This is a genomic window from Embleya hyalina (assembly GCF_003967355.1).
GTDB lineage: Bacteria > Actinomycetota > Actinomycetes > Streptomycetales > Streptomycetaceae > Embleya > Embleya hyalina.
Window position 1 is genome coordinate 78,793 of the sequence record NZ_BIFH01000040.1, and the last position, 26,385, is coordinate 105,177.

Genomic DNA, 26,385 nt, shown 5'->3' on the forward strand with positions numbered 1-26,385 from the left:
CCCGGGCCTGCACGGGGACGGTCCGCCCCGGCGTACCCCGGCGCTGGTCGACGGCGCGAAGACCGCGCGCCCCCGTACCGGCTCAGCCGGGCCGTCGCGCCTCGAACAGCACCCGGGTCGAGTGCGCGACGAACGGTTCCGCGTCGATACCCGCGCCACACAATGCATCCGGCAAACGCTTTCCACCCCGGCCCGTCGTCGTGGACCGGCCGCGCGGGCGGTGCGGGAGGCGACGAACGCCGCCGTCACCGCGTCCCGCGCCGCCCGGTCGACGCGCTAGCCGACGAACTCCCGGTCCCCGTAGTGGATCGTGGCCCGCGACCAGTCGCCGCCCAGGGTGTCGACGAAGCGCTCGACCAGAGCCGCGTCGGCGCGGTCGGCGACCAGGATCAGCTTGCCGCCGCGCACCGTGACCGAGCCGCCGAAGAGGCGCTCGCGCGCCTCCGGGTCGGCGGCCAGTCCGTCGTGCAGCCGCCGCACGCTCACATCCGGCACCTCGACCTCGATCGCGTCCGCGCGCGGGGAGTCGGCGCGCAGGTACTCGAAGGTGAGCACCGACTGCTGGTGGTAGCGCTTGCGCAGTACGTCGGCGATGTGGTTGAGCCGCGCCGCGTCGAGGCCGTCGACGTCGAACTCGCGCGAGCGCTCGTACGTGACGTTCCGCGACTCGTCGGACCAGAACACCCCGTCGAGCAGCGAGGATTTGTCCGGGTCGGCACCCCGCGCGCGGATCGTCGAGCGCACCTCGCAGGCGAAGCGGTTCAGTTGCGTCCGCAGTCGGGGATCGTTCGGATCGCTGATCACGGCGGTGTTGTCGGTCACGAAGATCTCCGCCACCGGCAGATGCCGGCGCGTGTGCCCGGGCGAGGCGTCGGCCACGCAGGACGGGCCGAGCACGGCGGTTCGTCAGCGCCGACTCTCGACCCGCTCCGCACGGAAGATGGTGAACAACACCCGCAACACCAGTACACAGCTGACCACGAGCAGGTTGTAGCCGAACACCTGGTACAGACCCACGCTTTCGCCCACCCGCGGCCCGCCCTCCGTGCCCAGGAGCAGGACCGCCATGATCCCGGCGGTCGCCCCGAGCACCGTCAGCAGCGTCTGATGCAGCATCGAGGTGACCACCCGGCGATCGCGCTCGTCGGCCAACAGCCGTACGTTGACGCCCAGCCGGCCCTCCTCCAGCGCCCCGGTCAGCCGCTCGAAGCGGCGCGGAAGTCGGCGCAACACCGGCAGCAGGTGCAGCAGTTCGCTCGTCGCCGCGTCGCGCAGGCTGCCCGGTTCGAACTGTTCGCTGATGTGTGCGGTCGCATAGCCGCGTGCCTCGGCGAAGATGTCGAAGCCCGGTTCGATCCCGGTGAGCGTGCCCTCGACCGTGGCCAGCGCCCGGAACACGGCCGCGATCTCCGGCGCCACGGTCAGCTCGAACGCGGACACCAGCCGGAACAGGTCGGTGAACATGGCCATGTCCGGCGCCAGACCCGCGCTGAGGTGGCGGGCCATGAACTGGCCGAGCGCACGTTGCAGCCGCTGCTCGTCCAACTCCGCCGGCCGGGTCACCACCCGAAGCAGCGCGTCGGACATCGCGACGGGATCGGCCCGGCCGAGCGCGAGCAGCAGATCCTGCAATCCGCCGCGCAGTTGCGCGTCGATCCGGCCCACCGAGCCGAAGTCGAGCAGCGCCAACCGGCCGTCGGTCAGCAACATGATGTTGCCCGGATGCGGGTCGGCGTGGAACACCCCGTCGAACATGATCTGCCGCAACAATTCGCCGAGCAGCGTGCGGGCCAACCCGCCCCGGTCGACCCCACGCTCGTCGAGCGTCGCCATGGCCGTCCCCAGCGGTACCCCGTCCAGCCGGTCCAGGACCAGCACCCGCGCGGTGCTCAGCTCGGGATGCAGTCGCGGCAGGACCAGATTCGGATCCCGCCGCCCGGAACCGGCGGCCAGCACGGCGGCGGTATTGCGCGCCTCGATCCGGAAGTCCAACTCCTCGCGCAACGCGACCGCGAAGCCGTCGGCCAACTCGACGAGACCGAGCGCGTGTCCCCACGCGGTGCGCCGATCCAGACTCGCCGCGAGCCGAGCCAGGATGTCCAGGTCCCGCTCGACGATCGGCCCGATCCCGGGCCGCTGTATCTTCACCACGACCTCGTCGCCCGACCGCAACCGGGCCCGATGCACCTGGGCGATCGACGCGGCCGCCAGCGGCTCCGGGTCGAACTCGGCGAAGACGTCGCACACCGGCGCGCCCGACTCGGCGGTCAGTACCGCCTCGACCTCGGCCCACGGAGCGGGCGCGACCCGGTGCTGGAGCAGCGCGAGCGCGTCCACGAACTCGACGGGCAGCAGGTCGCGGCGGGTGGACAACACCTGGCCCAGCTTGACGAAGGTGACCCCGCCCTCCTGGAGCGCCTGTCGCAACGACCGGGCCAGGACCGCACGCCGGCCGTCGGGATCGGCCCGACGCCGACCGCGCAGATACGGGCCCAGTCCGTGCCGGGCGGCGATCCGGCTGATCTGCGAGTAGCGCCGCCCCCGCGCGGCGCGCCGGCGCAGTCCGCGGACGAACTCGACCGTGCCGGGCCACGAACCGCTCGGCACCAGCGCCTCGATCACCACGATGAACGTCATCGAGGCGAGCAGCGCCACGCCGAGCGTCACGGTCATGAAGACGCCGGGGTTGTGCCGTTGGATGTTGCCGCCGACGGCCCACGACACGACCATGCCGAGCAGCCCCGCGGCGAGCGTACGCCTCGTCCCCACCGGCAATCCCAGCAACCGCCGGGCGCCCCAGGCCAGTCCGACGGCGAGGGCCAGTGCGGTGAGCGTGGTGGCCACCCACAACACGCCCCGATCCACGCCGGCCTCACCCGCGCTCAGCACGAGCGTCCCCGAGGGTCGACCGCGAGCGTGGTGTGTCCGTCGGCGGGCGCCGAGAATCCGTGCGACATGCTGATGAGACCTTCCCCGAGTGATCTTGCACGTGCGGGGGAGAACCTACCGCCCGAGGCCCCGCCCGGCGGCGACCCGCGGATTCGGGCCTGCGAACCGCGAGGCGGATCCCGACGACCCGACGCGGCGGCCGTCGCGCCCCCGGGCGAAGCGCCGTCGAGGGCTTGGATCATCATCGTGGTAGGGGTTCCCGGCATCGTCGTGGCCGTCGACGCGTCTCGTCGTCGTATTCGGCGTCGCCGCCCTCGCCCTCGTCGTCGGGAAGAAGATCGGAAAGCACATGACTCGGTCGCGCACGTTCACCTGGCAGGACCCGAAGCTCTCCGCGGTCGCCGTGGGCACCATGTCGGGTCTGGACTTCCTGCGCGAGATGGTGGCCGGACGGCTGCCGGGACCGCCGATCGCGGCCAACCTCGACTTCACCCTGGAGGAGGTCGAGGAGGGCCGGGCCGTGTTCGCCGTCGTCCCGGGGGAGGAGCACTACAACCCGATCGGCAGCGTGCACGGCGGGCTCTACGCCACCCTGCTCGACTCGGCGGCCGGCTGCGCCGTGCACACCACCCTCGCCAAGGGCGTCGGCTACACCTCGCTCGACCTGTCCACCCGGTTCCTGCGGCCGATGACGGTGGACACGGGCAAGGTCCGGGCGATCGGCACCGTGCTTACCCGGGGCCGGCGCACCGCCCTCGCCGAGGCCGGCCTGTACGACGCGAACGACCGGCTGCTGGCCCACGCCACCAGCACGTGCATGCTCTTCGACCTGCCGACGCCCTGACCCGAGCGGTCGTCGCGTTCCTCGCGTGAAACGTGGTCCGCCGGGTGAGACGCGGCCGGGGCACCGGCGGGACCGTGGTCCCGGCGATGCCCCGGTATGTGGTCGAGCGTGTGTGTGGTCGAGCGTGTGTGTGCGGTCGAACGCGCGACCGCGACTCAGTCGCGGATGACGCCGACGTTCTCCGCCTGAGGACCCTTGGGGCCCTGGGTGACGTCGTACTCCACCCTGTCGTTCTCCTCCAACTGCTTGAAGCCGGTGCCCTGGATGGCGGAGAAGTGGACGAAGACGTCCGGACCCTTGTCATCCTGCTCGATGAAGCCGAAGCCCTTGTCCGCGTTGAACCACTTCACCTTGCCTGTTGCCATCGTTCATTCCTTCATCTGATCCACGACGCGCGACGGGCGCGTCCGCCGGAGCCTCGTCGCTACTGCGGCCCCCGAGATTTCCCGCCCGGCCGGCGGCGAAACACGCGGTGGACGCGGGCGGCGGCCTCGACCGAGTCCGGGTCGGTCATGTCCCGACCTCGCCCGCCGCCCGTCGGGTCGCCGCCTCGTCGAGGACGTACGCCGGGGTCAGGGTGTGTTCGTCGTGATCGTCGTAGTAGCGGTGGTACACCGGGGTCAGTGCGCCCGAGACCGGCGGCACGATCCAGCTCCAATCCGCCGGGCAGGCGCGGCCCGCCTCGGCCTCGCGCTCGACGTGGCGCAGGAAGCGGGTGGACTCGGTGTGGTGGTCGGTGATGGTCGCGCCGGCCGTATCGAAGGAGTGCAGTACGGCCCGGTTGAGCTCGATCAGGGCCCGATCCCGCCACAGCGTGCGCTCGCTGGAGGTGTCCAGCGCGAACAACTCGGCGATCGCCGGCAGCGCGTCGTAGCGATCCGCGTCGACCAGGTTGCGGGCGCCGATCTCGGTGCCCATGTACCAGCCGTTGAACGGCGCCGCGCTGTACGAGACGCCGCCGATCTCCAGGCGCATGTTGGAGATCGCCGGGACCGCGTGCCAGCGGAGCCCCAGGTCGGCGAAGCCCGGGTGTTCGGGGTGGGTCAGGGCGATCTCGCGGATCGCGTCCGGGGGCAGCGCGTACGGTCGCAACCGGCCGTCCCGGCCCTCGATGATCAGCGGCAGCGGGTCGAACTCGGTGCCCTCGCCGCGCCAGCCGAGTTCGTGCGCGAGTTCGGTGATGCCGAGGTTGCGGCCGTCGCCCACCGGGGTGCCGTCCGCACGGCGGTAGCCGGCGTAGCGGATCAACTGCTCGTTCCAGATCCGTACCCGCGGACCGGTGGGGGTGTCCGGGGCGAACACCGTGAGGGTCGGACGGATCCGGCCGCCGCGCCAGGTCTCGCGCAGGTGCCCGGCGCACTGCGCGGCGACTTCGTCGGGCCGGCTCACGTGTCGGCGGTCGCGGACGGCCAGGCTGTTCCAGTACAAACGGCCGATGCAGCGGGCCGAGTTGCGCCAGGCGACGCGAGCACCCCAGGTGAGTTCGGCGGAGGTGTGGGTGTAGGTGCCGGTGTCCCGGATCTGCTCGGCGATCGCACGCCATCGACCGGCGGGATCCACGGGGGCCTTGGTCTCGCTGAGGAAACGTTCCAGGAAGGACCGGGCGAGTTCGGGGTCGACGGCGCCGAGGGGGCGTGGGGAGTGGATCGGTGGCGGTGGGGCGGGTGGCGTCGGTGGGGTGGGCCGCGACGCCGCATGGGAGGGGAGTCGGGCCGGTATCGCGGCCATTTCGACCGCCGGTGCGGGAGGGTGCGCCGGTGGGGAGGTGAATCGGCCCGTGGGGCAGGTGACTTCGTCGGGCGGTGACGGAACTTCGGGATGGGACCCGACGGGGGACGGCTGATCCTCGCGGATTCGGGTGCTGCCGTGTTCGGTCAACGTTCTCCTGGGAACCGGCTCGGCGGCGCGACCACGGGGTCGCGGGAGCCTGTTTCGGGTCTGGGCGGGGTACGAGACGGCGAGGGTGCCCCGAGGGTCAGCCGGGTGCCTCGGCGGCGACGGGGGTCGGTGTCTCGACCTCGGCCTCGGCGGCGTACGCGCCGACGACCGGGTCGTGGTGGATCTGGCTTCTGTTCAGGCCCAGTCGGCGCAGGACGCGGGCGCTGTCGAGCACCATCGCGGGTGGTCCGCTGAGATAGGCGTCGCAGTCGAAGCGCGGCCCGTACTCGCCGACCACTTCCGAGATCCCTCCGCTGATCCCGGCCAGGGTCAGATCGTCGAGCGCGGGTCTGACCCGCAGCCAGGACACCTTCTGGGACAGGCGGAGCAGGTCCTCCAGGCCGTACAGGCCGCTGTGCGCGCTGGCGCCGTAGAACAGGTCGACGAACCGATCGGTGCCGTAGTAGGCCAGTTCCTCCACCATCGCCTTCAGCGGCGCCAGTCCGGTGCCGCCCGCGACGCACAACACCGGGTTGGGCGCCAGGTGGTCGACGACCATCTCGCCCATGGCGGCGCCGAGTTTGATCCGGTCGCCCGGCTTGGCCTTGTGGACCAGGGCGTTGCTGACCCAGCCGGCCGGCACCGAGCGCACGTGGAAGGTGAGCAGGCCCTGGGGGTTCGGCGCGTTGGCGATCGAGTAGGCCCGCCATACCCGTGGCCACCAGGGGGTTTCCAGGAACGTGTACTGGCCCGCCCGGTACGGGAACGGGACGTCGGGGCGGACGGTGACCACCGCGATGTCGTCGGCGGCCTTGTGGTGCGAGACGATTTCGGCCGCCCAGTGCGGGGGGTTGGTTCGGGCGTCCTCGTCGGCGGCGCCGATCATGATGCCGGCCGCCGCGCCGTAGGCGCGTGTCCAGGCGGCCTGTACCGCGTCGTTCCAGGTTTCGCCGCTGTAGCGGGCGAGGGCGGCGACCAGGCATTCCCCGACCAGGTCGTAGTGTTCGGCGATCACGTCGAACTTGCGATGGTCGCGTCCGAGTTGGCCGAGGTAGCCGTGCAGCGCGGGAGCGTCGTCCAGATCGCCGACGATGCGGATCAGTGCGTGCAGCAGGCGATCGCGCTGGACGTCCATCGCCGGGGGGAACAGGTCGCGCAGTTCGGGCCGCCGCAGGAAGAGCAGCGCGTAGAAGTGGGACGTGACGTCGGCGGCCCGAGGAGCGACGACCGCGAGGTTGTGCCGGATGAAGTCGGCGTCGTTATGTCGGATGTGGTCTGCGTCGTTGGATTCCAAGATCGGCCCATCGGTAGCCCTTCCGCAAGAGGGTTGCTCGGCCGGTTCCGTCGCGAGTCCGTCGCGAGTCGATCGCGGAACACCGGCGGCCGGAACACGATCATCGGATCGTCGTCCCGCCGTCAAGTCGAGGGCCCGGTTCCGGTTCTGGATGAACAGAAGTCTGTTATGGGACGGTTGATCGGTAATCCACCCACACTCTCCGCAGCCGTACGTACACGTATGGGAGTGGTAAACCCCCAGGTCGGAGCGCAAATCCGGCCGGCGGAGAGCGGCGCGAAGGGACGCGGAGAACCGCCGTCCGCGACCCGGGACGACCGAGTGCGTCGCCGAGGCGGCCGGCCGCACGCGCCGAATCGGGTCTACGCGCGTCGCCGACGCATCGCGCGAGTGGCCGCGTCCGCCGGTCGTCGGCGGACGCGGGAAGCCCGGGGATCGGCTCGACGGAGCGCCGCGTCCGTCCGGAAAGTCCGCATACGCGCACGGACCGCGCCCCGGTTCGGTACGCGGGGCGCGGTCCGTCGACCGTGCGGGCGGGGTCAGAGCGGGGCGATCTCGCCGTGGGCCCGCGCCAGGAACAGGTAACCGGCGCCGTTGGCCTTGATGCCGGCGCGTTCCTCCTCGGTGAGTTCGCGCCGGATCCGGCCCGGAACCCCGGCGACCAACACGCCCGGCGGCACCCGCATGCCCTGCGGGACCACCGCGCCGGCGGCGATCAGGGCGCCGGCGCCGATGTGCGCGCCGTTGAGGACGGTGGAGTTCATCCCGATCAGGACGTCGTCCTCGATCGTGCAGCCGTGCAGCACCGCGTTGTGGCCCACCGACACCCGCGCGCCGATCACCGTGGGGAAATCGGGGTCGCTGTGCACGGTGCAGTTGTCCTGGATATTGGTTTCGGGGCCCACGGCGATCGACTCGGCGTCGCCGCGCAACACCGCGCCGTACCAGACGTTCGATCCGGCGGCGAGGGTGACGGCGCCGACCACGGTGGCGTTCACCGCGACGAACGCGGTGGGATCGACCTGCGGAACGAGTCCGCCCACGGCGGCGATCAGCGGGTTGGACATGACCCTCCTTCGACACGCGGACCACCCGATCCGCGACCCCGGCACTGTAGCCGCGCCCCGCGGCCGCGGGACGGCCGTCGTCGGGTGGGCCGTTCGAGGGCCGCCGACCTGGGCATACTGGCGGGATGGCTGATGCGCGGCGGTTGGCGGGGATGGGTGCGGGGCGGCTTCGGGGGGTGTGCCTCGGGTTCAACGGGGCCGTCGAGGAGTTTCCGTTCGGACGGAATCCGGATGTGTCGACGTTCAAGGTCGGTGGGAAGATCTTCGCCCTGTCCACGCTGACCGACACGCCGCCGCTGCGGGTGAGCCTGAAGTGCGATCCGGACCTGGCGGTTCGGCTGCGCAGCGATCACCCCGCGATCGTGCCCGGCTACCACCTCAACAAGCGGCACTGGAACACCGTGACCCTGGACGGCTCGTTGCCGGAGGCGATGGTGCGGGACCTGATCGAGGACTCCTACGACCTGGTGGTCGCCTCGCTGCCGCGACTGCAACGGCTCCGACTCGACTGGCCGGGGCAGCGGGAGCGCGATCGCGAGGACGGGTAGCGGCGGCGCCGATCCGGGGGCGAGCGCTCGTCGGCCGGTCCGGCCGGGGTCGAAGTCTGGACTTGCCGGTCCATTTTCGCCGACCTACGGTTGCCGGCATTCCCACACGACGTGCCCGCTCGCGCGGACGGCCGGAGAGGTTCCACCCCCATGCATGCGATCCGTATCGAAGAGCACGGCGGCCCCGAGGTCATGCGCTGGACCGAACTGCCGGACCCGTCCCCGGGCCCCGGCGAGGTGCTGGTGCGCCTGGGCGCCGCCGGAGTGAACTACATGGACGTCGGCGCCCGCGCCCGGGGCGGCCCCGGCTGGGCCGCGCCGGCGATCCTCGGCGTCGAAGGCATGGGTCGCGTCGTCGCGCTCGGCGAGGGTGTTCGGGACCCGGCCGAGGGCGACCGCGTGGCCTGGTTCTACCACCCCGGCAGCTACGCCGAACTCCTCGTCGTTCCGGTGCACTCGCTGGTCGCGGTGCCCGACGGTGTCGACGACGAGACGGCCGCCGCCGTGCTGATGCAGGGCCTGACCGCGAGCCACCTGAGCACCGAGACCCATGCGATCGCGCCGGGCGACACCGCCGTGGTGCACGCGGCGGCGGGCGGGGTCGGCCTGATGCTCACGCAACTGGTCAAGGCGCGCGGCGGCCGGGTGATCGGTCTGGTCTCCCGCGAGGACAAGGTTCCCGCGGCGAAGGAGGCCGGCGCCGACCACGTGCTGGTCCACTCCGGCGGCGGTTTCGAGGACCGGATCAGGGAGCTGACCGGCGGTCGGGGGGCCGACGTCGTCTACGACGGAGGCGGCGCCGACACCTTCCGGTCCTCCCAGCTGGCCCTGCGGCCGCACGGGGTGCACGCGTACTACGGCCCGTTCATGGGCGTCCCGACGCTGCGGCCCACCGACCTGCCGAACAGCATCCTGCTGACCTATCCCGTGGTGCATCACCACGTCGACACCCGTGCGGCGCTGCTCCGGCGCACCGGCGAGATCTTCGACCTCGTCCTGGCCGACCGCCTGACCCCGCGCGTCACCGGCCGCTACGCCCTCGCGGACGCCGCTCGCGCCCACGCGGACCTCGAGTCGCGCCGGACCACCGGCAAGCTGCTGCTCCTGCCGTGACACGGCCCGACCCGGTTCGACGGGAACCGACCACACCGGGAGGACACATGCCGTTGACCCGCAAGGGCGCCGCGACCAGGCGACGCATCATCGAGGGCGCCGCCGAGCAGATCCGGGCCGAGGGCGTGTTCGCGTTGCGGCTGGAGGACGTCATGGCCCGCACCGCGACCAGCAAGAGCCAGCTCTTCCACTACTTCCCGGACGGGAAGGACGAACTGCTCCTCGCGGTGGCCCGGCACGAGGCCGCCCGGGTGATCGACGACCAGCAGCCGGAGCTGGGCGCGCTCACCTCCTGGGACGCCTGGTATCGGTGGCGGGACAAGGTCCTCGCCCGCTACCGCGCGCAGGGCGTCGACTGTCCCCTGCACGTGGCGCTGTCCCGGGTGGGAGCGGCCACCGACGCCGGCCGGAGCGTCGCCGGCGAACTGCTCGACCGGTGGCAGGGGCAGTTGGCCGAGGGCATCCGCCGCATGCAGGAGGGCGGCGAGATCGCCCCCGAACTGGACGCCGACCGCGAGGCCGCCGCCCTGTTGGCCGGCATCCAGGGCGGTGTGCTGATCCTGCTGACCACGGGCGGTACGGCCCACCTGGAGGCCGCGCTCGACCTGGGCATCGCCCACCTGCGCACCGGAAATCACCGGGATCGCTGAGGACGGACCCGGTGGACGGGTCGAGGGTGGGGACGGGCACGTGACCCACCGTCGTCGGCACCGCGGCAGCGGGGGATCCGACGCTCTCCCGCCGGGGTTCGGCGTGTGCCGGGCTTCGACCGGGTCGCCGGGTCGCCGGCCGTGATGTGCCATAACCGGTCGGACGCGCAGGCGGGTTCGGCGGCGGCTCGCGCAACAGGACGACCGCTGCCACGAGTTCTCGGCGGGACGGCTCGCGGTCGTCGACGTCGCCCCGGGGCGGGGCCACCCGGTCGCCGGTGGCGGCACGTATCGGGTGGGTATGGGCTCGGGCCGTGCGGCCGTGGGCGATCGGGTGGGGACCGTCGGGGCGGGCGGCGGTGGGTCGCCCGCCCCGACGGTCGCGTCGGAGCGTGGGGCGGGGCCGCCGGTTCGCCCGGGACGGGGGCGCGGGTTCCGGACGCTGTTCGATTTATCGCTCATTCGTTCGCTTTCCCGGGTCCGCCAACCGCTTTTCGGCGGACCGAAGTCGGAATTCCGGAACGGGCGAGGCGAGGCGATACGGATCGGGTGCGAGGGTGACTGAGGGTGAGTCTCCGAGGTCGTCGGCCCGTGGGAGTGCGGCGGATCGGGCCGCCCGGTTCGACCGCCGGTGTTCGGCGACGCTCCGGCGGACGCGCGGTTCCCGGTGAATTCGGAGTGCCGTCGGGCGCGGTGAGCTGCGGGTTCACGAAGCCGCGCCGCCGTGGATCCGCCCGCCTCGGGATCCGGTTCGCCCTGGACCGCCCTGAATCGCCCTCCACGGGCCTCGAGTCCATCGCCCGTCCCCGGGGTCGACCGGGGTGCTTTGAGCGACTCTGTCCCGCGTGTGGGCCCTTCCATGGGCCGACGCACGGCGTCCCCGGCCGCGTATCCGCCGTCGAGAGCCCCGGATCGGCGTCCGCTCGCGGCCTTTCCGCCACCGGTGTCCATCCCGCCGCGGGGCCGCCCGGTGTCCCGAGTTCGGCCCGCGAGCACGCCTTCGGCCCGGCCGACGCCTCGTGTTGGGCCCCGACCCGGGCTTCCGGACCCGGAGCGGATCCGGCCGACGGGTGCGCACGCCGTCCCGAGTCGGTGGTGGCGGTGGGCTTTCGAAGGGCCGGGTGAACCGAGTTCCGTCCCGCGCGCCGGCGGGCGTTGGCGCGCCGGGGCGGGAAATCGGTTTCGACGGGCCGCGAGTCGGCGCGTATTTCCCGATTACCGGACCCTCGACAGGGGGCCGAAGGGGTGTTTCGTGCGCCGGATCCGAGGACCCTCGTGCCGCCTCGGGCCTTGTCCCACAAGGGGAAAACGGTCCTCGGGCGGCGAACGTCGGGACCGGATACGCGGATTTGCCCGGTGTCGGACCGATCTCCGTGCGGGGTCCGCGTCGTTGATCCAAGGGGGTGTTTCGAGCGCGTCGTTACCGCAGTTCGAAATGCCCCTCGTGTGACGGAGAGTTACAGTCATGGAAATGGGTACTGGCGCAACGGCGTTCGACCCGATCGGTCGGATGGTCCGGCCGGTCGAAAGCGATCGGTACCCCCGCACCACGAAAGGCGTCTCATGAACAAGGCACAACTCGTCGAAGCCATCGCCGACAAGCTCGGCGGCCGGGCTGCGGCCGAGGAAGCGGTCGACGCGGTTTTGGACACCATCATTCGTTCGGTCGTCGCGGGCGACCGGGTCTCGGTCACCGGCTTCGGGTCGTTCGAGAAGGTCGACCGGGCCGCTCGCTACGCCCGTAACCCCCAGACGGGCGAACGGGTTCGGGTCAAGAAGACGTCGGTGCCGCGCTTCCGCCCGGGCCAGGGCTTCAAGGACCTCACCGGCGGCACCAAGAAGCTGACCAAGGGCGAGACCGCGATCAAGAAGGCGTCCCCGGGCACCGTGTCCGGCGGCACCACGGTCGCGGGCAAGAAGGCCGCGGCCAAGAAGACCACCGCGAAGAAGGCCACCGCCAAGAAGACGGCCAAGAAGGCCACCACGCGCGCCGCCGCGGCCGCTCCGGCCAAGAAGGCCACCGCGAAGAAGGCCACCACCCGGGCGACCGCGGCGGCCAAGACCACTGCGGCGAAGAAGACCACCGCCAAGAAGGTGACCGCCAAGAAGACGACCGCCAAGAAGACCACGGCCAAGGCGACCCCGGCGAAGACCACCGCCAAGAAGGCCGCCAAGCCGCCGACGCGCGGCGCGTCCGGTCGCAAGGGGACCGCCGCCAAGCGCGCGACCGGCGCCCGTACCGCCAAGCGCGCCTGAGGACCACCCGGTCGGACGCGATGGTCGGACCGCCCACACGGGGCGGTCCGACCGGGCTCGCCGTGCCGGCGCGGCACGGTGGCCCGTCTCCCGATACGCACACGCTCCGGCGGGGCGACCCGCCGAGGCACCGTCTCGTCGACCGCCCGCTGCGGTACACCGTGGTGGGCGACCACTCCCGACCGGGCACCGCCGTGTCGCCCGGCCGATTCCGCCCCGAACCCGTCCGCGGCGCGCCCGCCGCCGCGACGGGCCCCGGTGCCGGCTACCGCCCGTTCGACTCGGCCACGATCGACGCCGGTGTATGGCCGCTCCCGTCCGACAGTCGATGGAAGTCGACCGCGACGAAGTTCGGGGCTCGGCCCGCCGCCCGCTCGCACTGCTGTGCGATCCGATTCCGGAGCTTGGTCCCGTTGTCCAGGGCCGCGGTGCCCACCGTCGGCACATTGCGGAAGTGGCTCATCACGAACAACCGGCGAAAGCCCGGTTCGGTCCGGTCCAACGGCACGTCCGACCAGCGGCTCGTACAGGCGAGGTCGTTGCCCAGGTCGCCCAGGCTCCAGTAGTTCTGCACGGTCCACGCCTTGTCGTACATCACCCCGAGGCTCGTCTTGTCCGAGCGGTCGGAGAACATCAACAGTCGCTTGTTCGCGGTGACCAGGTCCGCCACCCTCGGCCAGCCGTTGTCGCGCACCCCGGCGGCGTCCGGGCGGAACAACAGATCCGACAGGCCGCGCACACGGTCGAGCGAGCCGCGGAGTTGCCCGGTGTCGACGTAGTCCTCCAGGAAGACGGTCACCACCTCCAGCGGATTCGCGGTCAGGAAGTCCACGACGGTCTGCATCGTGCCCGCGAAGCTCTGCCGGGGCAGTGCGTACGTCACGCCCGCGAACGCCTTGCAGTCGCCGTGGCACAGGTAGACGTCGCTCGGGTAGCAGTCGCTGCCGAAACTGATCACGCACAGCGCGGTGCTGTGCTCGTACCAGTGCGTGTCGAGCATCAATCCGCGTACGCCGCCCGCCAACTGGCCGCGCACCGACTCGGATTGGTTGACCGAGGACCATCGGGAGTCCTCGTGGTTGGTGAACGAGTTGTGCGTGGTCAGCGAACCCACCTGATCCAGCCGGGCGTTGCCCCAGCGCTGCTCCGCGGCGGTGAGGGGTGCCGCGGAGGAGGTCGAGGGGAGCAGGGCGACCAGGAGGGCGAGCACCACGACGAGCAGGCCGAGTCCGGGCCCGCCGAACGGGCGCGACCCGCCGCGCGTACCACGGTGTTCCGGGGATCCGAGAGGGGCGGCCGAGACGCCGCCGGAAGAGTCCATGGCCCGGGAACGTACCCGCGATCGCCCACGATGTGACCCCCCACGAACCGGCCGGCCGGCGTCCCCGGCCGCCGACCACCCGGAGCCGGGCGTCAGGCCACCATCAACACCCGATCCCAGCCCGCCCTCGCCCGTCCCTCCGCGTACGCGTCCAACGCGAGCGCGATGCCCGCGGCACCCTCCATGAACGACGGTACGTCCGCACCCTCCGGCACGTTGGTCATCGCCGAGCGGTAGCCGAAGCGGTACTCCTCGTGGTACCGATCCAGGATCAGCGCGGCCAACTCGTCCCGAACGAGCGGTAGTCGAGGGTCGTCCACGTGTTCGCCGAGCAGCCCGAGCAGGTGCAGCAGGCCGCCCCAGCCGTGGCACAGCGCCGAGTCCTCGACGCCCCAGTCCGCCGGCGGGGTGTCGAGCAGCCCGGTGAGCGACCGTCGGGTCGACTCGTGCCAGTCGGGCCGGTCGAGCGCGAGCGCGGCGAGCTGGAGCGCCCGGGACACCCCGGGTACGCCGTAACACCAGGACGGGCGGGGCGGCTTGGCGTCGAGCGCGGGCCCCGCCGACCACCGGTCCAGCGAGTACGCCGGCGGCCACCACAGCGCGTCGCCGGCCGGGACGGCGCACCTGGTGAGCAACGCCACCAGGCTTTCCAGCGCCGCGCGCTGCCCCGGGACCCGCACCCCCGCGCTCCACGCCAGCGCGAGCAACGCCAGCGGTCCGGCCACGCCGTGCGACAGACCCAGATTGAGATGGCCGTCGGGGAGTTCGTCCTCCTGACCGATCTTCGGCGCGGCCGTCGTCCACCAGCGCGGTACCCCGCGCCCGCGCCGGGTGACCTCGCCGTCGGCGAGCCCGACCAGATACGACAACACCATCCGCAACTCGTCGGCGCCGCCCTCGGGGGCATCCTCGCCCCCCGCGCCCTCGAACCGCGCCAGCAGGTACCGCCCGATCCCGGTCAGCCCGCGCACCGTCTCGAACTCCGCGTTCGAGGCGAGCGGTTCGTGGGTCCGCGGACGCGGCAGCGTGGCCCGCACCACCCGGCGTTGATGGTCGTGCAACCGGGCCAGGGCCGACACATATCCACCGGTCGCGTCGTGCGCGATCAGCGTGGCGTACGCGACCGAGCCCGGGCCGTCGAACACGCCACCGGCCGGGAAGGGTTCGCGAGCCAGTACCGCCATCGCCCGAGCCAGGTAGGCGTGCGCCCGGGCCGCGTGCTCCGGGCCGCGTGCGGTGGTGCCGCTGAAGGCCAGGGACACCCCCGGGAAGCCGCCCGACAGCGACGAGTCCACCCACAGCGGGGCGCCCTCGCCGGCCCACGACCGTGCGGCCAGCGCGTCGGTGTCCTCGGCGACGGCCGTCGGATCGGCGAGTCGATCCAGGACGCGTGCCACCGTCGCACGGGCGCGCTCGGCATGCCGGGGTTCGACGGTGCCGGTGGTTCGCTCAGCCGTGTCGGCCGTCTCGGGCATCTCGACCGTCCCCCTTCGGATCGTCGGTGCGGGTCCGCGGCGCGTGCGCCAGTCGGCCCAGGTGGTCGCTCGCGATGCCGCGCAGGATCTCGTAGCCGCGATCCTCGCTCGCCGGGTCGATGCCGAGCAGCCGGTTGTGCTGCATGTGCAGCAGGCCGAGCAGGGCGTTCTCGTGCGCGGCACCGGCGGGCCCGCGGCCGTTGTCGGACAGCACGATCCCGCCGTAGGCACGTGCTCGCGGCGCCCGGGTCCACGCTTGTGCCAGTGCCGGTGCGCCCAGCCGATCGCCGACCGCCGCGGCCGTCCGACCGGGTCGGATCAACTCGCGCACCAGCGCCCGATGCCGGCGGAACACGGTCTGCGCGGGCGACTTGGTGAACGCGTCCTCGACCCACGAACACCAGTCCCAATCCCCCAGGCCCTCCAGGAGGAGCGCGTGGTTGACGGCGATCAGCACCTCGTTCGGCACGGCGAGCCCGCCGCGGCCCCGAAGGCCCAGTTGGGCCAGCACCGACCTGCTGTCCAGGGTGAACAGGTGCTCGGCCGCGGCGAGCGCGTGCGACCCGCCGTACCGCTCGGTCTCGGGTTCGTACACGTCGAGCGCCATCGTGCGCAGCACGCCCGCCGTGCGCATGGCCCGCACCCGGCGGGCGAGTTCCGGCAGTACCCGCTCGCGCAGCCGGTCCGGATCGCCGTGCAGGCGGATCCGGATGTGCGGTTCGGGATCGCGGTAGCGGATGAAGAACCAGCGGTCGACGTGCTCGCCGACGGCGGCGAGCAGCTCGGGCAGATGCCCCCGGAGCAGTTCGTCGTGTGTGTCGGGAGTCGCGTACAGCTTTGCGAACAGCCAGTCCTCGCCGGGCAGATGGTAGGTGTCCGGGGCGGGCTCGGCCGGGCGCGCGCGGGCCGTCGCCACGGTCGCCGCAGTGGTCCGGGGCGAGTGGGGTCGGGTCAGCGGGACGACCAACTCGGTGCTGTACCCGGCCGCCCAGCCGAAACCGCGCCCCTGGTCGGTCAGGTCCTCGTACAGGGCCACCCGGTCCCGACGCATCTCGTGGCGCAGCAGTGTGCGGTGCCAGGACGCGTCCAGGTCGAGACCGTACGCGCGGTCCCAGCGCACCAGTTGCACCCGATCCGGCACGTCGTGACGATCGCTCCATTCGCGCAGCGCACGGTCGAATTCCCGGGGCTCGTCGGCCGCGGCGCGCATGGCGTGGTCCGGGGTCCACCGCCGGGGTACGGCGACCACCCGGCCGAGGGTCACCCTCGGCAGCGACGGCAGCACGTCCAGGTCGGCCCAATCCCAGCCGGTCCAGGTGCGGGATCGGCCGAAGACGATGTCCACCATCAGCCGGACCACATCGGGCGCCTCGCTGTCCAGGGCGACCATGTGCGGCACCACGGGCAGCACGCGTTGCCCGGTCCCGGGCAGGGTCAGCGTCAGGCCGACCGGGTCGACCCCCACGAGCAGTTCGCGCCAGTCCAGGCAGTACGGATCGCGCCGGTCGGCGTATGTGCCGACGGGGATTTCGTAGGGCAACAGTCGGGGCACCCGGGCCATGTTCGACGCACGGGCGGAGTTGGGGGCGAAGCGGACCTGGGCGGCCACCGTGTCGGGGCTCGCCGCGGCCGCGACCAGCTCGGCCAGTTCGACCGTGCTGTCCGTGAGTTCGGCGAAGCGACCGGTCATCGCCCCGGCCAGCCACGAGCCGGCGTGCGGGGTGCCGACCAGGCGGAACGCGCCCCGGTCGAGGGCGGCGGCGTCGTCGGCCAGGAGTTGGAAACACAGTTCGAGCGAATTCGGCGGTTCGGCGGGTCCGACGCCGTCGAGTCGCGCGGTGCGGGCCAGCCGGTCGATCCGGTCCGGGGTCAGCCGCAGTTCGCGATCGTCGCGAAGGAGGGCCTCCTGGACCCATTCGGCGGTCAGCACGCGCCGTTCGCGAGTGGGCCGGTATCCCGTTTCGGACCGCTCGTCCGCGCCCAGGCGTGCGCCGTATCCGGCGGGGAGGCCGAGGCCGCGGTGCGGGTCCACGAGTTCGGCCAGCGGGACGGCCCCGGTGGTGCCGTAGCGGTCGATGAATCGAAGGCGATAGTCGCGGATGTGCGGATGGGTGACCCACGCGTCCGACAGTGTCCACATCGCGCGGGCGTAGGCGCTCACCTCCTCGCCCACGGCCGACGGCAGCACGATGTCGGTGTCCATCCGCAGGTCCACCTGCACCGGTGGACGGGGCGCGTCGCCGTGCGGATCGACCAGGGCCGTCAATCGGCGCAGGGAATCGGCACCCTCGCCGGGCCGGGCCTTCTCGTACTCGCGCACGGCGACCCTGGTCGCCCGCAGCTCGGCGACCGCATCGGGGAGTTCCGTGATCGCGGCATCGATCCGATCGAACAGTGCCCCGTCCAGGCGGTGCGGGGTGATCGAGCTGATCAGGAAGCCGTGGCGCAACAATTGCGCCACCACGCCGTCGAGCCGATCGCGGGGCACCTCGGGGAAGGTCTCGCCGGTCCGATCCAGCAGGCTCTCGTACGGGACGGGATGGGTCGCGGCGGCGCAGACGTGCGCGACCAGTGCGCTGTGGCGCACCGAGAGCCCCCGCGTGGAGCCGGGCAGGGTCAGTCGACCGTCCCGGACTCGGCACAGGTCGTTGAGCACCACGTCGACCCGTCGCCGGACCGTGGGTTCGGCGAGCCACGCCAGGACCCGTTCGTGCAGGAGTTCGGCGTCCACGCGGACGGCCTTGGGGCCGGGGCCACGCACGGACACGCGCGCCGCCGGGCCGAAGCGGGCGGTGGTGACACCCGCGAACAGGCCGAACGGGGTCGGCCGACCGGTCATCCGCAGCACGTATCGGGTCACCGACAAGGCGGTGCCCGTGAGCCGCTTCGGGCCGGGGTCGATGTCCGCGTCGCATCGATCCAGCGCCGCGGACAGGCTGCCGCTGGCGAGCCGGACGGCCTCGCGCAGCAGTGGGTCGGCGGTGATCCGGCGCAACCCCTCGGGGGTGTTCGCGTCGGTCGTGTCCGGGCCGGCGGCGGGCTCGACCCGCGGCAGGATCGCCATCCGTACCAGGATCGGGCCGGCCGGTTCGTATTCGTCGTCTCGCGCGCCGCCCGGTCTCTCGTGAAGACCGTCGTCGCGCCCGGGATTCCGCTCGGAGTGTCGCATCGTGTCTCGCACCGACCCCAAAACCGTGTCACCGGCTCTCGCCGGGAGCCGACCCGGGGGCGGGCGCAGCCGCCCGCCCCCGGGGAATCACTACCAGCAGCAGACCCAGCAGCGGGACTGGACGCCGCGGGTGCTCGGGGAGAGGGTGACGGAGGCGCCGGACGCGCCGAAGTCCGCCGCGCCGAGGTCGCCGTCCGCGATGCGGACATCGAGGTCCAGATCGGCGAGGTCGCGCGTCTCGATGGTTTCTTCGAGCAGAATCTTGTCGTTCATGACAACTCCCGCGATATCGGCCGCCGGGCATTGATGAGCCCGGCGATTCGAAGAGATCTGTTTGATCTCGGGGAGGACGCTAAGCCGGCGATAGGCGGCCGAACAAGAACGATTACCGGCCATACGCGCCGGCTGGAAATCTGCCTGCGAAAAGCGTGATCAGGCTCCTACCCTGCAAGGATGCCGAGCCGGTGCGGGCCGCTCGGCGCCCGATACAAGGGGGTCGTCCGAGTCGGAAGGCGATTGCGGGTGAATCGCCGTCAACCAATTTCACCGACACCTTCTGCGGCGAGAATATTCCGCGTGACAATTGCTGTCGCGGCGCACCGGTGCCTCTCGTCAATTCGCCGGCGACGCCCTTTTCGGTCGCGGTATTACGAATGCCGGCGTTCAGGCCAACGTCACCGTCACCGGGAGTTCCTTGATGCCGTTGACGAAGTTCGAGCGGACCCGGCGGACCTCGCCCGCCAGGCGGATGTCGGCGATCCGGGGGAGCAGTTCCTCGAACATGATCCGCATCTCCAGGCGGGCCAGGGCGTTGCCGAGGCAGAAGTGCGGGCCGCCCTTGCCGAAGGTGACGTGGTCGACGCCGCGTCGGGTGACGTCGAAGCTGTACGGGTTCTCGAACACCGCCTCGTCCCGGTTGCCCGAGGCGAACCACATCACCACCTTGTCGCCCTCGCGGATGCGCCTGCCGCCGACCTCGGCGTCCCGGGTCGCGGTGCGGCGGAAGTGGTAGACGGGCGAGGCCCAGCGCAGGAACTCCTCGACGGCGTCCGGCATCAGCGCGAGATCGTCGCGCAGCAGCTCCAGCTGTGTCGGGTTGCGCAGCAGGGCCAGCATCGTGTGCGAGATCGCGTGTCGGGTGGTCTCGTTGCCGGCCACGACCAGGAGCAGGAAGTAGTTGTCGAAGTCGTGCCGCGACAGCGGCACACCGTCCGAGGGGCAATGGTTGACCAGCCGGCTGACCAGGTCGGTGCCCTCGCCGCCACGGCGCGCGGCGGCCAACTCACGTCCGTAGGCGAAGACTTCGAGCGACGCCGGGCTGCGGAAGGGCAAGTCGCGATAGCGCTCGCTCTCCGCGCTCTCCAGGAGTACGTCCGCGTAGTCCGGGTCGGTGTTGCCGATGATCCGGTTGCCCCAGTCGATCAGTTTCTCGGTGTCCTCGCCCGGCACGTCCAGCATCTTGGCCAGTACGTTGATCGGGAAGTCGGCGGAGACCTCGTGCACGAAGTCGAACGTGCCCTTGGCCAGCGCGTTGTCGAGGGTGCGAGCGGTCAGCCCGCGCAGGAACGTGCCGTAGTCGGCGATCGCGCGCGGGGTGAACTGCTTCTGCAGCAGCCTGCGCAGGGCGCCGTGGCGCAGGCCGTCGGTCTCCAGGAGCGAGCGGCGGATGGCGATCTGCGAGTCGTCGACCTCCTCCAGGTTGGTGAAGCGCGTGGAGGTGAAGGTCCGCGGATCGCGGTCGACCGCGACGATGTCGGCATGCCGGGTCAACGCCCAGAAGCCGCTGTTCGGCGCCGGCTCGGGCTGCCAGTGCACGGGATCCTCACGGCGCAGCGTGTGGAACATCCGCCACGGCGTCTCGCCGTCGAGGAAAAGGTCGTTGTCCGCGAGGTCGATCTCGTCGAGCGGCATCGGCTCGGGCGTCGTCGAGGCGTTGGTGGGGGTGCGCACGCGGGCTCCTCAGAGGTGGTAGGCGTACTCGGTGAACTCCCAGTCGGTGACGTGCCGGTGGAAGCGGGCGACCTCGTCGCGCTTGTAGGTGAGGAAGGCGTCGGTGAACTCCGGGCCGAGCAGCGCGGTGAGCGCGTCGTCGGCCGCGAAGGCGTCCAGCGCCTCGGTCAGCGTCGCGGGCAGGATCGGCGCCTTGGCGGTGTCGTAGCCGTACCCCTCCAGCGGGGGCGGCGGCATCGCCTTGTCGCGCAGGCCCAGATGCACCGCGGCGAGCAGCCCGGCGACGGCCAGATACGGGTTGGCGCTCGCGTCGCCGAGACGGATCTCCAGCCGCGCGCCGGCGCCGCGCTCGGGCGGTATCCGGATCATCGCGCTGCGGTTGTCCAGGCCCCAGTCGATCAGCCACGGCGCGAGCGTGTCCGGGCCGAAACGTTTGTACGAGTTGACCGTCGGGTTCAGCAGCGCGGCCAGCGCGGGGGCGTGTGCGAGCACGCCGGCGATGGCGTGGTGCGCGACCGTGGACAGGCCGTGTGCCCCGTCGGGGTCGTCGAACGCGTTGGCCCCGTCCGGATCCACGCAGCTCAGGTGCAGATGGAAGCCGGAACCACCCTCGTCCGCGAAGGGTTTGGCCATGAAGGTGGCCAACCGGCCCTCCATGCGGGCGAGTTCCTTCACCGAGGCCTTGAAGCGGAAGGCCCGGTCGGCGGCGTCGAGCGCGTCCGAGTGGTGCAGGTTGATCTCGAACTGACCCGAGCAGTACTCGTGGTTGCCGGTGGTGGCGCCGATGCCCAGGCGGCCGAGGTGACGCAGGGTACGCAGCAGGTGGCCGTCCGGGTCCCCGCGTCGGCCCGCGACGTAGACGTTGCCCGGCGCGTCGCCGTACCGCCGCCACCCGCCCCGGCCGTCCGGGTCCGGCTCGCACAGGAAGTATTCCAACTCGGGCCCGACCACCGGCCGAAGTCCGGTCTCGTCGGCCATCCGACGCAGTACGTCGCGCAGCAGCGAGCGCGGCGCCTCGGCGGCCAGTCGCCCGGTCGCCGGGTCCACAGTCTCGCCCAGACACCACGCCACGCCCGGCTCCCACGGGATGTCGACCAGGGTGTCCAGGTCCGGGTACACGCAGATGTCCGGCAGCCCGGCGTCCATGCCGCCGGCGACCGCGACGGTCTCGCCCCGGGGCGTGGTGTGGAAGACCGCGCGACAGAAGGCCAGTCCGTGGGCCTGTACCGAGGGCAGGTGGTCCACCAGCACGTCGCGACCACGATCGGTGCCGATCAGGTCCGGGTAGGCGACCCGGACCACGTCGATCCCGCGCGCCCGCAGGTCGGCGACGATGTCGTGGACCCGGTCCGACTCGGATGGATTCACCGGATTCTCCTCGCACGGGATGGACGGCGGCGGCACGAGCCGATTCGTTTGAGCCCAAACCATATGAAGGTCGCAGGTGTCGCACAAGGGGTTGGGCAAGCCTTTTACGCACGTGACAACGCGGAGTGGGGGGCATATCGTACGGACCCAAACGATCCATTCGGCTCGGCTTCGGGCTCGCAGAGGGAGGCGCCATGACCGGCGTACGCGGTGTACACGGTTTCTTCCACCCCAAGACCGGCACGGGCCGGTCGTCGATGATCCCCGCACCCCCGTGGCACTACTCCGGCGACCTGCTCACCGTCGAGTACCGCACCGACCCCGCCCGGGTGGCCGAACTGCTGCCCCCGCAACTCGAACTCGCCGACGAGGACCCCGGCGCGGTCGCGCTGATCTGGGCCGATTGGCAGTCCTGCTCGGCCGGGCGGGGCGAACTGCTCGACCCGGTGCGCGCGCAGTACAAGGAGTGCTTCGTGGTGGTGCGCTGCCGCTACGCGGGGGTGACCTACTCGCGCTGCGTGTACATCTGGGTGGACAAGGACTTCGCCATCGCGCGCGGGCTGCACCAGGGCTATCCGAAGAAGCTGGGCTCGATCCACCAGACCCGCCCGCACCCGTACGGCCCGGCGCCCCGGATCGAGGCGGGCGCGACGTTCGGTGCCACCCTGGCCGCCGCCGACCGGCGCCTGGCCGAGGTGGTGGTGACGCTGCGCGAGCCGGCGCCCACCAACGGCTTCGTCAACGGGCATCCGATGGCGCACCACCGCTGGTTGCCGTCGATCGCCCCGGGCGGGGGCCTGGCCCTGGACGAACTGGTGGTCACCGGCGCCGAGTCCGCCGAGGGCGGGCAGGCGTGGGCCGGCGACGCGGAGTTGACCCTGTTCGAGGCGCCCACGGAGGAACTGGCCCGGCTGGAGCCGATCGAGCCGATCGGCGCCTACTACCGCCAGGTCGGCGTGGTCTGGAACGGCGGCACGCTGCTGGCGAGCGGCGCGTCGGGCGCGCGGTAGGCCCGGCGGCGGTACCCGCGCGAAGGACCCTGCCGATCGGCAGGGTCCTTCGTGTGTCCGCGGTCAGCCGCGCCCCCGCCCGATGCCCGCGTAGACGTGCGGTCGGGCCGTGCGCAGGTACACCGCGAACAGCGCGCCGACCACCCCCGCGCCGAGCACCAGCGCGGGCAGCACCCAGCGCAGCGCGGAGCCCGAGTCGACACCGAGGAGTACGCCGAAGTTGTCCAGGGCGGCGACGAACACCACCGCGAGCAGTACCGCCGCGACGGCGGGCGCGAGCAACCGGCTCCACGCGTTCTCGCCGTCGGCGCCGTGCCGCAGGAAGAAGGCGATCACCGCGAGCGAGGTCAGCACCAGGAGCAACATCACGCCGAGCGCGCCCAGGTTGGTGAACCAGTTGAACAGGGTCGCCATCGGGTCGCGGTCGAGCACGACGAACACGATCACCACGGCCGCGGCGAGCACGGTCTGGGTGGCCGAACCCAGGTGCGGGGAGTCGGTGCGCGGGTGGGTGCGGCCCAGCGGCGTCGGCAGCACCCCCTCGCGACCGAGCGCGAAGAAGTAGCGGGCGACCGCGTTGTGGAAGGACAGCAGCGCGGCGAACAGGCTGGTGATCAGGAACACCTGGGCCACGTCGGCGAAACCCGAGCCGATCTGGTCGCCGCCGAGGACGAAGATCAGGTTCGGCCCGTTCTCGGCCGCCGCCGCGACCGCCTTGTCGGTACCCGCCCCGCTGATCAGCGCCCAGGCGGTGATCGCGTACAGCACGCCGATCACGCCGACCGAGATGTAGGTCGAGCGGGCCACGGTGCGCCGGGGATCCTTGCACTCCTCGCCGTAGATCGCGGCCGACTCGAAGCCGGTGAAGGAGGCCATCACGAAGCAGAAGGCCGCGCCCATCGAGCCGGTGGTCAGCGCGTCCCAGGAGAAGGGGTGCAGCGACACGCCCTCGGGGGCGTGGCCGAACGCGCCGATGTCGAAGACCAGTACGGTGATCGTCTCCGCGACCAGCAGTGCGGCCAGCACCCGCGCGTTGAGGTCGATCCGCAGGTAGCCGAGGGTGCCGACGATCGCGATGCCGACCAGGACGATCACCCACCAGTCGACGTGCCACCCGAACTTGGCGTCCAGGAAGTCGGCCGTGGTGAAGCCGAACAGGCCGTAGATGCCGATCTGCATGGCGTTGTAGGAGATCAGCGCGACGAACGCGGCGCCGAGGCCGGCCACCCGGCCCAGGCCCTGGGCCACGTAGGCGTAGAAGGCGCCCGCGCCGGTGATCCGCCGGCTCATCGCCGCGTAGCCGACGCTGAAGACGGCGAGCAGGGCGGCCAGGACGAGGTAGGCCGCCGGTATTCCGGAGGTCTCGGTGACCGCGAGGCTCTGCGGGATGCCGCCGGCGGCGACGGTGAGGGGGGCGGAGGCCGCCACCACGAAGAAGACGATGTGTGCGACGCCGAGCGAGCCGCGGGAGGGTACGGCCGGGTCGGAATCGGAGGAGTTGTTCGTCGACGCTTCTCTGACTGCCATGTCCGGCGCCTCCGAGGGTGGGAGCGGATGGGGACCGGTGGGAGCGGGCGGGAACCCGTTCGTTTGGGCCCGTACGATCTAGGAGTGTCGCCGATCGTACGGATGCAAACAGGTCCTCACAAGAGCTAGATTTCACGGTGCACAGGGCGTATCGGGCCGGGGTCGGATACGCGCACGACTAGATAAGGCGGGGCACGTTGGTCGGCAAGCGGTCCATCACCGAGACGGAGAAGGCCGTTCGGGCCCGGCTGGGCGACATCCCGCTGCGGCGCGAGCAGATGGCCGCGGTGTCGAACATCTATCGGGCCGCCGCCGCGGTGCGCCAGCACCTGGAGAACTCGGTGCTGCGCGACGCGGAACTCACCTGGACCGCGTTCACGGTGTTGTGGGAGGTGTGGATCTGGGGCGAGAGCGAGACCCGGCACGTCGCCGAGGAGGCGGGCATCTCCAAGGGCACGCTCACCGGCGTGGCCCGCACGCTGGAGACGCGCGGGCTGCTCCATCGGGCGGCGCACGCCACCGACGGCCGGCTCGTGCTGCTCTCGCTGACCCCGGCCGGCGAGGAGCTGATGGCCCGGGTCTTCCCGGCCTTCAACGCGGAGGAGGCCTTCGTCGCCGACGACCTGACCGCGGACGAATGCCTCACCCTGGCCGACGGCCTGCGCCGCATCGTGGCGCGGTTGGAGGCCAAGGGAGAGGAACGCCGCCAGGAACTCCTGGCCGGCGGCGAACCGAAGCCGAGGCGCGGGGGGCGGCGCCCGAAGGGGTAGGCGGGGTCGCGGGGTCGGGGCGGATGTCGGACGGGTCTGCTTCGCTCGGTGCGCCGCATCGAGCGGGCGGGTCCGGACGAGGAGGAAACGTGGGTACGTGGGGCAGTGGCAACTTCGACAGCGATCCCGCCCATGAGCACTTGACGATGATCGTCGATCGGCTCGTCGACGAGGTCGCCGAGGTGATGGCGGCGGACGATCCGGTGCAGCTGGAGCCGGACGAGTACTGGGGTGTGGCGATCCCCTGCAACCTGGAACTGGTGTGCGCGCTGTACGACGCCGGCTATGTCGCCGACCGGATGCCCGCCGCCGAGGTGGTCGAGGGGTGGAAGCAGACCTTCGTGGGTGTCTGGGAGCGGACCATCGACGGTCTGGGGCCGTCGGAGGAGTGGAAACGGGAGCGGCGGGCGATACTGGTCGCCACGTTCGACCGCATGGCGCGGGCGTGTACCGAGGCCGCCCGGTAGCACGCCGCGCGCCGTGTCGTGGTGCGGATGGTCAGTGCGTGGCCGCCTCGATCAGTGCGTCGAACAGGGCCTGTTGCCTCGGGTCGATGGCTGCGGTGTCCTCGGGGTGCCACTGGATCGCGACGAACCAGCCCGCGGGGTCGACGAGTTCGACCGCCTCGACGATGCCGTCGGCGGCGGTGCCGGTGACCCGGAGCCCGGGGGCCGGGCGGTCGATCGCCTGGTGGTGGTAGCAGGAGACGTCCAGGTCCTCGGCGCCGGCGGCGCGGGCGGTGGTCGAGTCGGGGGTCAGCGTCACCGGGTGGACGACGTGGCGGTGGTGGACGGGCATGTCCTGGGACAGCGTGCCGCCGAGCGCCACATTGACCACCTGCAGGCCCCGACAGACGGCGAGGGTGGGCAGGCCGACGGCCAGCGCGTGGCGGGCGGCGGCGAGGTCGAAGGCATCCTGGTCGGCATCGACGTCGTACACCTCGTCATGCGTGGTGTCCGCGCCGTAGGTGCTCGGCGCCAGGTCGCCGCCGCCGGGCAGCAGCAGGCCGTCGGCGCGGGCCAACCGGGCCGCGGCACCGGCGGGTTCGGCCGGGTGCATCATGAACGGCTCGCCGCCCGCCCGGTACACCGCCTCGGCGAGGGCGCGGGCGGTCACCTCGGCGGCGTGGCGCAGGGCGGACGTGGTGGCGGCGAACCGGCAGGGGAGGGCTATCAGGGGGCGGGGCACGGGGGTCTCCGAAAATGCGGGGGAACGGTGGTGCGCTGCGGGGACGGCGGCCCGGCCGCTCGGGAGGA

Annotated in this window: 22 protein-coding genes; 8 read left to right on the forward strand and 14 right to left on the reverse strand. The window is 71.8% G+C overall.

Annotated elements, in window-relative coordinates; translation table 11 throughout:
- Positions 1–276: 276 nt before the first annotated feature.
- Both EMA17_RS40560 and EMA17_RS40565 read right to left on the reverse strand, forming a co-directional pair.
- A complete protein-coding gene (locus EMA17_RS40560) occupies positions 277–897 on the reverse strand; it encodes a hypothetical protein (RefSeq protein WP_126642248.1) in 621 nt (206 codons plus the stop codon).
- Between the two features lie 9 nt (positions 898–906).
- Positions 907–2,889 carry an ABC1 kinase family protein gene (locus EMA17_RS40565; RefSeq protein WP_246127216.1) on the reverse strand — a complete coding sequence of 661 codons (1,983 nt, stop codon included), beginning with the start codon at positions 2,887–2,889 and terminating at the stop codon, positions 907–909.
- 349 nt (positions 2,890–3,238) lie between these two features.
- On the opposite strand from EMA17_RS40565, the gene EMA17_RS40570 reads away from it, so the two are divergent.
- Positions 3,239–3,733, forward strand: a complete 495-nt coding sequence (locus EMA17_RS40570) for a PaaI family thioesterase (protein ID WP_126642249.1) — start codon at positions 3,239–3,241, stop codon at positions 3,731–3,733.
- Between the two features lie 155 nt (positions 3,734–3,888).
- Here EMA17_RS40570 and EMA17_RS40575 read toward each other — a convergent pair whose 3' ends face one another.
- The 4 genes from EMA17_RS40575 to EMA17_RS40590 all read right to left on the reverse strand — a co-directional run bounded on the left by EMA17_RS40575 (position 3,889) and on the right by EMA17_RS40590 (position 7,972).
- Positions 3,889–4,098 carry a cold-shock protein gene (locus EMA17_RS40575; RefSeq protein ID WP_126642250.1) on the reverse strand — a complete coding sequence of 70 codons (210 nt, stop codon included), beginning with the start codon at positions 4,096–4,098 and terminating at the stop codon, positions 3,889–3,891.
- A gap of 145 nt (positions 4,099–4,243) precedes the next feature.
- Positions 4,244–5,461: a nitric oxide synthase oxygenase gene (locus EMA17_RS40580; protein WP_126642251.1), complete on the reverse strand. Its 1,218-nt coding sequence runs from the start codon at positions 5,459–5,461 to the stop codon at positions 4,244–4,246.
- 247 nt (positions 5,462–5,708) lie between these two features.
- Positions 5,709–6,905: a globin domain-containing protein gene (locus EMA17_RS40585; RefSeq protein WP_246127217.1), complete on the reverse strand. Its 1,197-nt coding sequence runs from the start codon at positions 6,903–6,905 to the stop codon at positions 5,709–5,711.
- Between the two features lie 539 nt (positions 6,906–7,444).
- Positions 7,445–7,972, reverse strand: coding sequence for a gamma carbonic anhydrase family protein (locus EMA17_RS40590; RefSeq protein ID WP_126642252.1), 528 nt, complete (start codon positions 7,970–7,972; stop codon positions 7,445–7,447).
- Positions 7,973–8,124: 152 nt separating this feature from the next.
- Here EMA17_RS40590 and EMA17_RS40595 point away from each other — a divergent pair, with 152 nt between their 5' ends.
- The 4 genes from EMA17_RS40595 (at position 8,125) to EMA17_RS40610 (ending at position 12,539) form a co-directional block, all read left to right on the forward strand.
- Entirely contained in the window at positions 8,125–8,520 is a 396-nt protein-coding gene (locus EMA17_RS40595) for an MmcQ/YjbR family DNA-binding protein (protein WP_126642309.1), read from the forward strand.
- A gap of 150 nt (positions 8,521–8,670) precedes the next feature.
- Complete coding sequence (locus tag EMA17_RS40600) at positions 8,671–9,633, forward strand: quinone oxidoreductase family protein (protein WP_126642253.1); 963 nt, start codon at positions 8,671–8,673, stop codon at positions 9,631–9,633.
- Positions 9,634–9,680: 47 nt separating this feature from the next.
- Positions 9,681–10,283, forward strand: coding sequence for a TetR/AcrR family transcriptional regulator (locus EMA17_RS40605; protein WP_126642254.1), 603 nt, complete (start codon positions 9,681–9,683; stop codon positions 10,281–10,283).
- Positions 10,284–11,846: 1,563 nt separating this feature from the next.
- The gene (locus tag EMA17_RS40610; RefSeq protein ID WP_126642255.1) at positions 11,847–12,539 is read left to right on the forward strand and encodes an HU family DNA-binding protein; all 693 of its coding nucleotides are present in this window, start codon (positions 11,847–11,849) and stop codon (positions 12,537–12,539) included.
- Positions 12,540–12,804: 265 nt separating this feature from the next.
- Here the strand turns inward: EMA17_RS40610 and EMA17_RS40615 are convergent, their stop codons facing one another.
- From EMA17_RS40615 to EMA17_RS40640, 6 genes are all read right to left on the reverse strand, one after another.
- Positions 12,805–13,860, reverse strand: coding sequence for a PI-PLC domain-containing protein (locus EMA17_RS40615; RefSeq protein WP_126642256.1), 1,056 nt, complete (start codon positions 13,858–13,860; stop codon positions 12,805–12,807).
- Between the two features lie 92 nt (positions 13,861–13,952).
- Positions 13,953–15,335, reverse strand: a complete 1,383-nt coding sequence (locus tag EMA17_RS40620; protein WP_126642257.1) for a lanthionine synthetase C family protein — start codon at positions 15,333–15,335, stop codon at positions 13,953–13,955.
- Complete coding sequence (locus EMA17_RS40625) at positions 15,310–18,399, reverse strand: lantibiotic dehydratase (protein WP_246127218.1); 3,090 nt, start codon at positions 18,397–18,399, stop codon at positions 15,310–15,312. The genes EMA17_RS40620 and EMA17_RS40625 overlap by 26 nt, the downstream gene beginning before the upstream one ends.
- A 195-nt stretch (positions 18,400–18,594) precedes the next feature.
- On the reverse strand, positions 18,595–18,777 hold the full coding sequence (locus tag EMA17_RS40630) for a hypothetical protein (RefSeq protein ID WP_126642259.1): 183 nt from the start codon (positions 18,775–18,777) through the stop codon (positions 18,595–18,597).
- A gap of 390 nt (positions 18,778–19,167) precedes the next feature.
- Entirely contained in the window at positions 19,168–20,415 is a 1,248-nt protein-coding gene (locus EMA17_RS40635) for a cytochrome P450 (protein WP_126642310.1), read from the reverse strand.
- A gap of 48 nt (positions 20,416–20,463) precedes the next feature.
- On the reverse strand, positions 20,464–21,822 hold the full coding sequence (locus tag EMA17_RS40640) for a glutamine synthetase family protein (protein ID WP_246127219.1): 1,359 nt from the start codon (positions 21,820–21,822) through the stop codon (positions 20,464–20,466).
- A gap of 194 nt (positions 21,823–22,016) precedes the next feature.
- On the opposite strand from EMA17_RS40640, the gene EMA17_RS40645 reads away from it, so the two are divergent.
- A complete protein-coding gene (locus tag EMA17_RS40645; RefSeq protein WP_126642261.1) occupies positions 22,017–22,832 on the forward strand; it encodes an acetoacetate decarboxylase family protein in 816 nt (271 codons plus the stop codon).
- A 63-nt stretch (positions 22,833–22,895) separates the two neighbouring features.
- On the opposite strand, the gene EMA17_RS40650 is transcribed toward EMA17_RS40645, so the two are convergent.
- Positions 22,896–24,359 carry an APC family permease gene (locus tag EMA17_RS40650; protein WP_126642262.1) on the reverse strand — a complete coding sequence of 488 codons (1,464 nt, stop codon included), beginning with the start codon at positions 24,357–24,359 and terminating at the stop codon, positions 22,896–22,898.
- 197 nt (positions 24,360–24,556) lie between these two features.
- Here EMA17_RS40650 and EMA17_RS40655 point away from each other — a divergent pair, with 197 nt between their 5' ends.
- The gene (locus EMA17_RS40655; RefSeq protein ID WP_126642263.1) at positions 24,557–25,129 is read left to right on the forward strand and encodes a MarR family winged helix-turn-helix transcriptional regulator; all 573 of its coding nucleotides are present in this window, start codon (positions 24,557–24,559) and stop codon (positions 25,127–25,129) included.
- A gap of 89 nt (positions 25,130–25,218) precedes the next feature.
- A complete protein-coding gene (locus EMA17_RS40660) occupies positions 25,219–25,596 on the forward strand; it encodes a DUF4259 domain-containing protein (RefSeq protein ID WP_126642264.1) in 378 nt (125 codons plus the stop codon).
- 31 nt (positions 25,597–25,627) lie between these two features.
- Here the strand turns inward: EMA17_RS40660 and EMA17_RS40665 are convergent, their stop codons facing one another.
- On the reverse strand, positions 25,628–26,317 hold the full coding sequence (locus EMA17_RS40665; protein WP_126642265.1) for a gamma-glutamyl-gamma-aminobutyrate hydrolase family protein: 690 nt from the start codon (positions 26,315–26,317) through the stop codon (positions 25,628–25,630).
- Between the last annotated feature and the right edge of the window lie 68 nt (positions 26,318–26,385).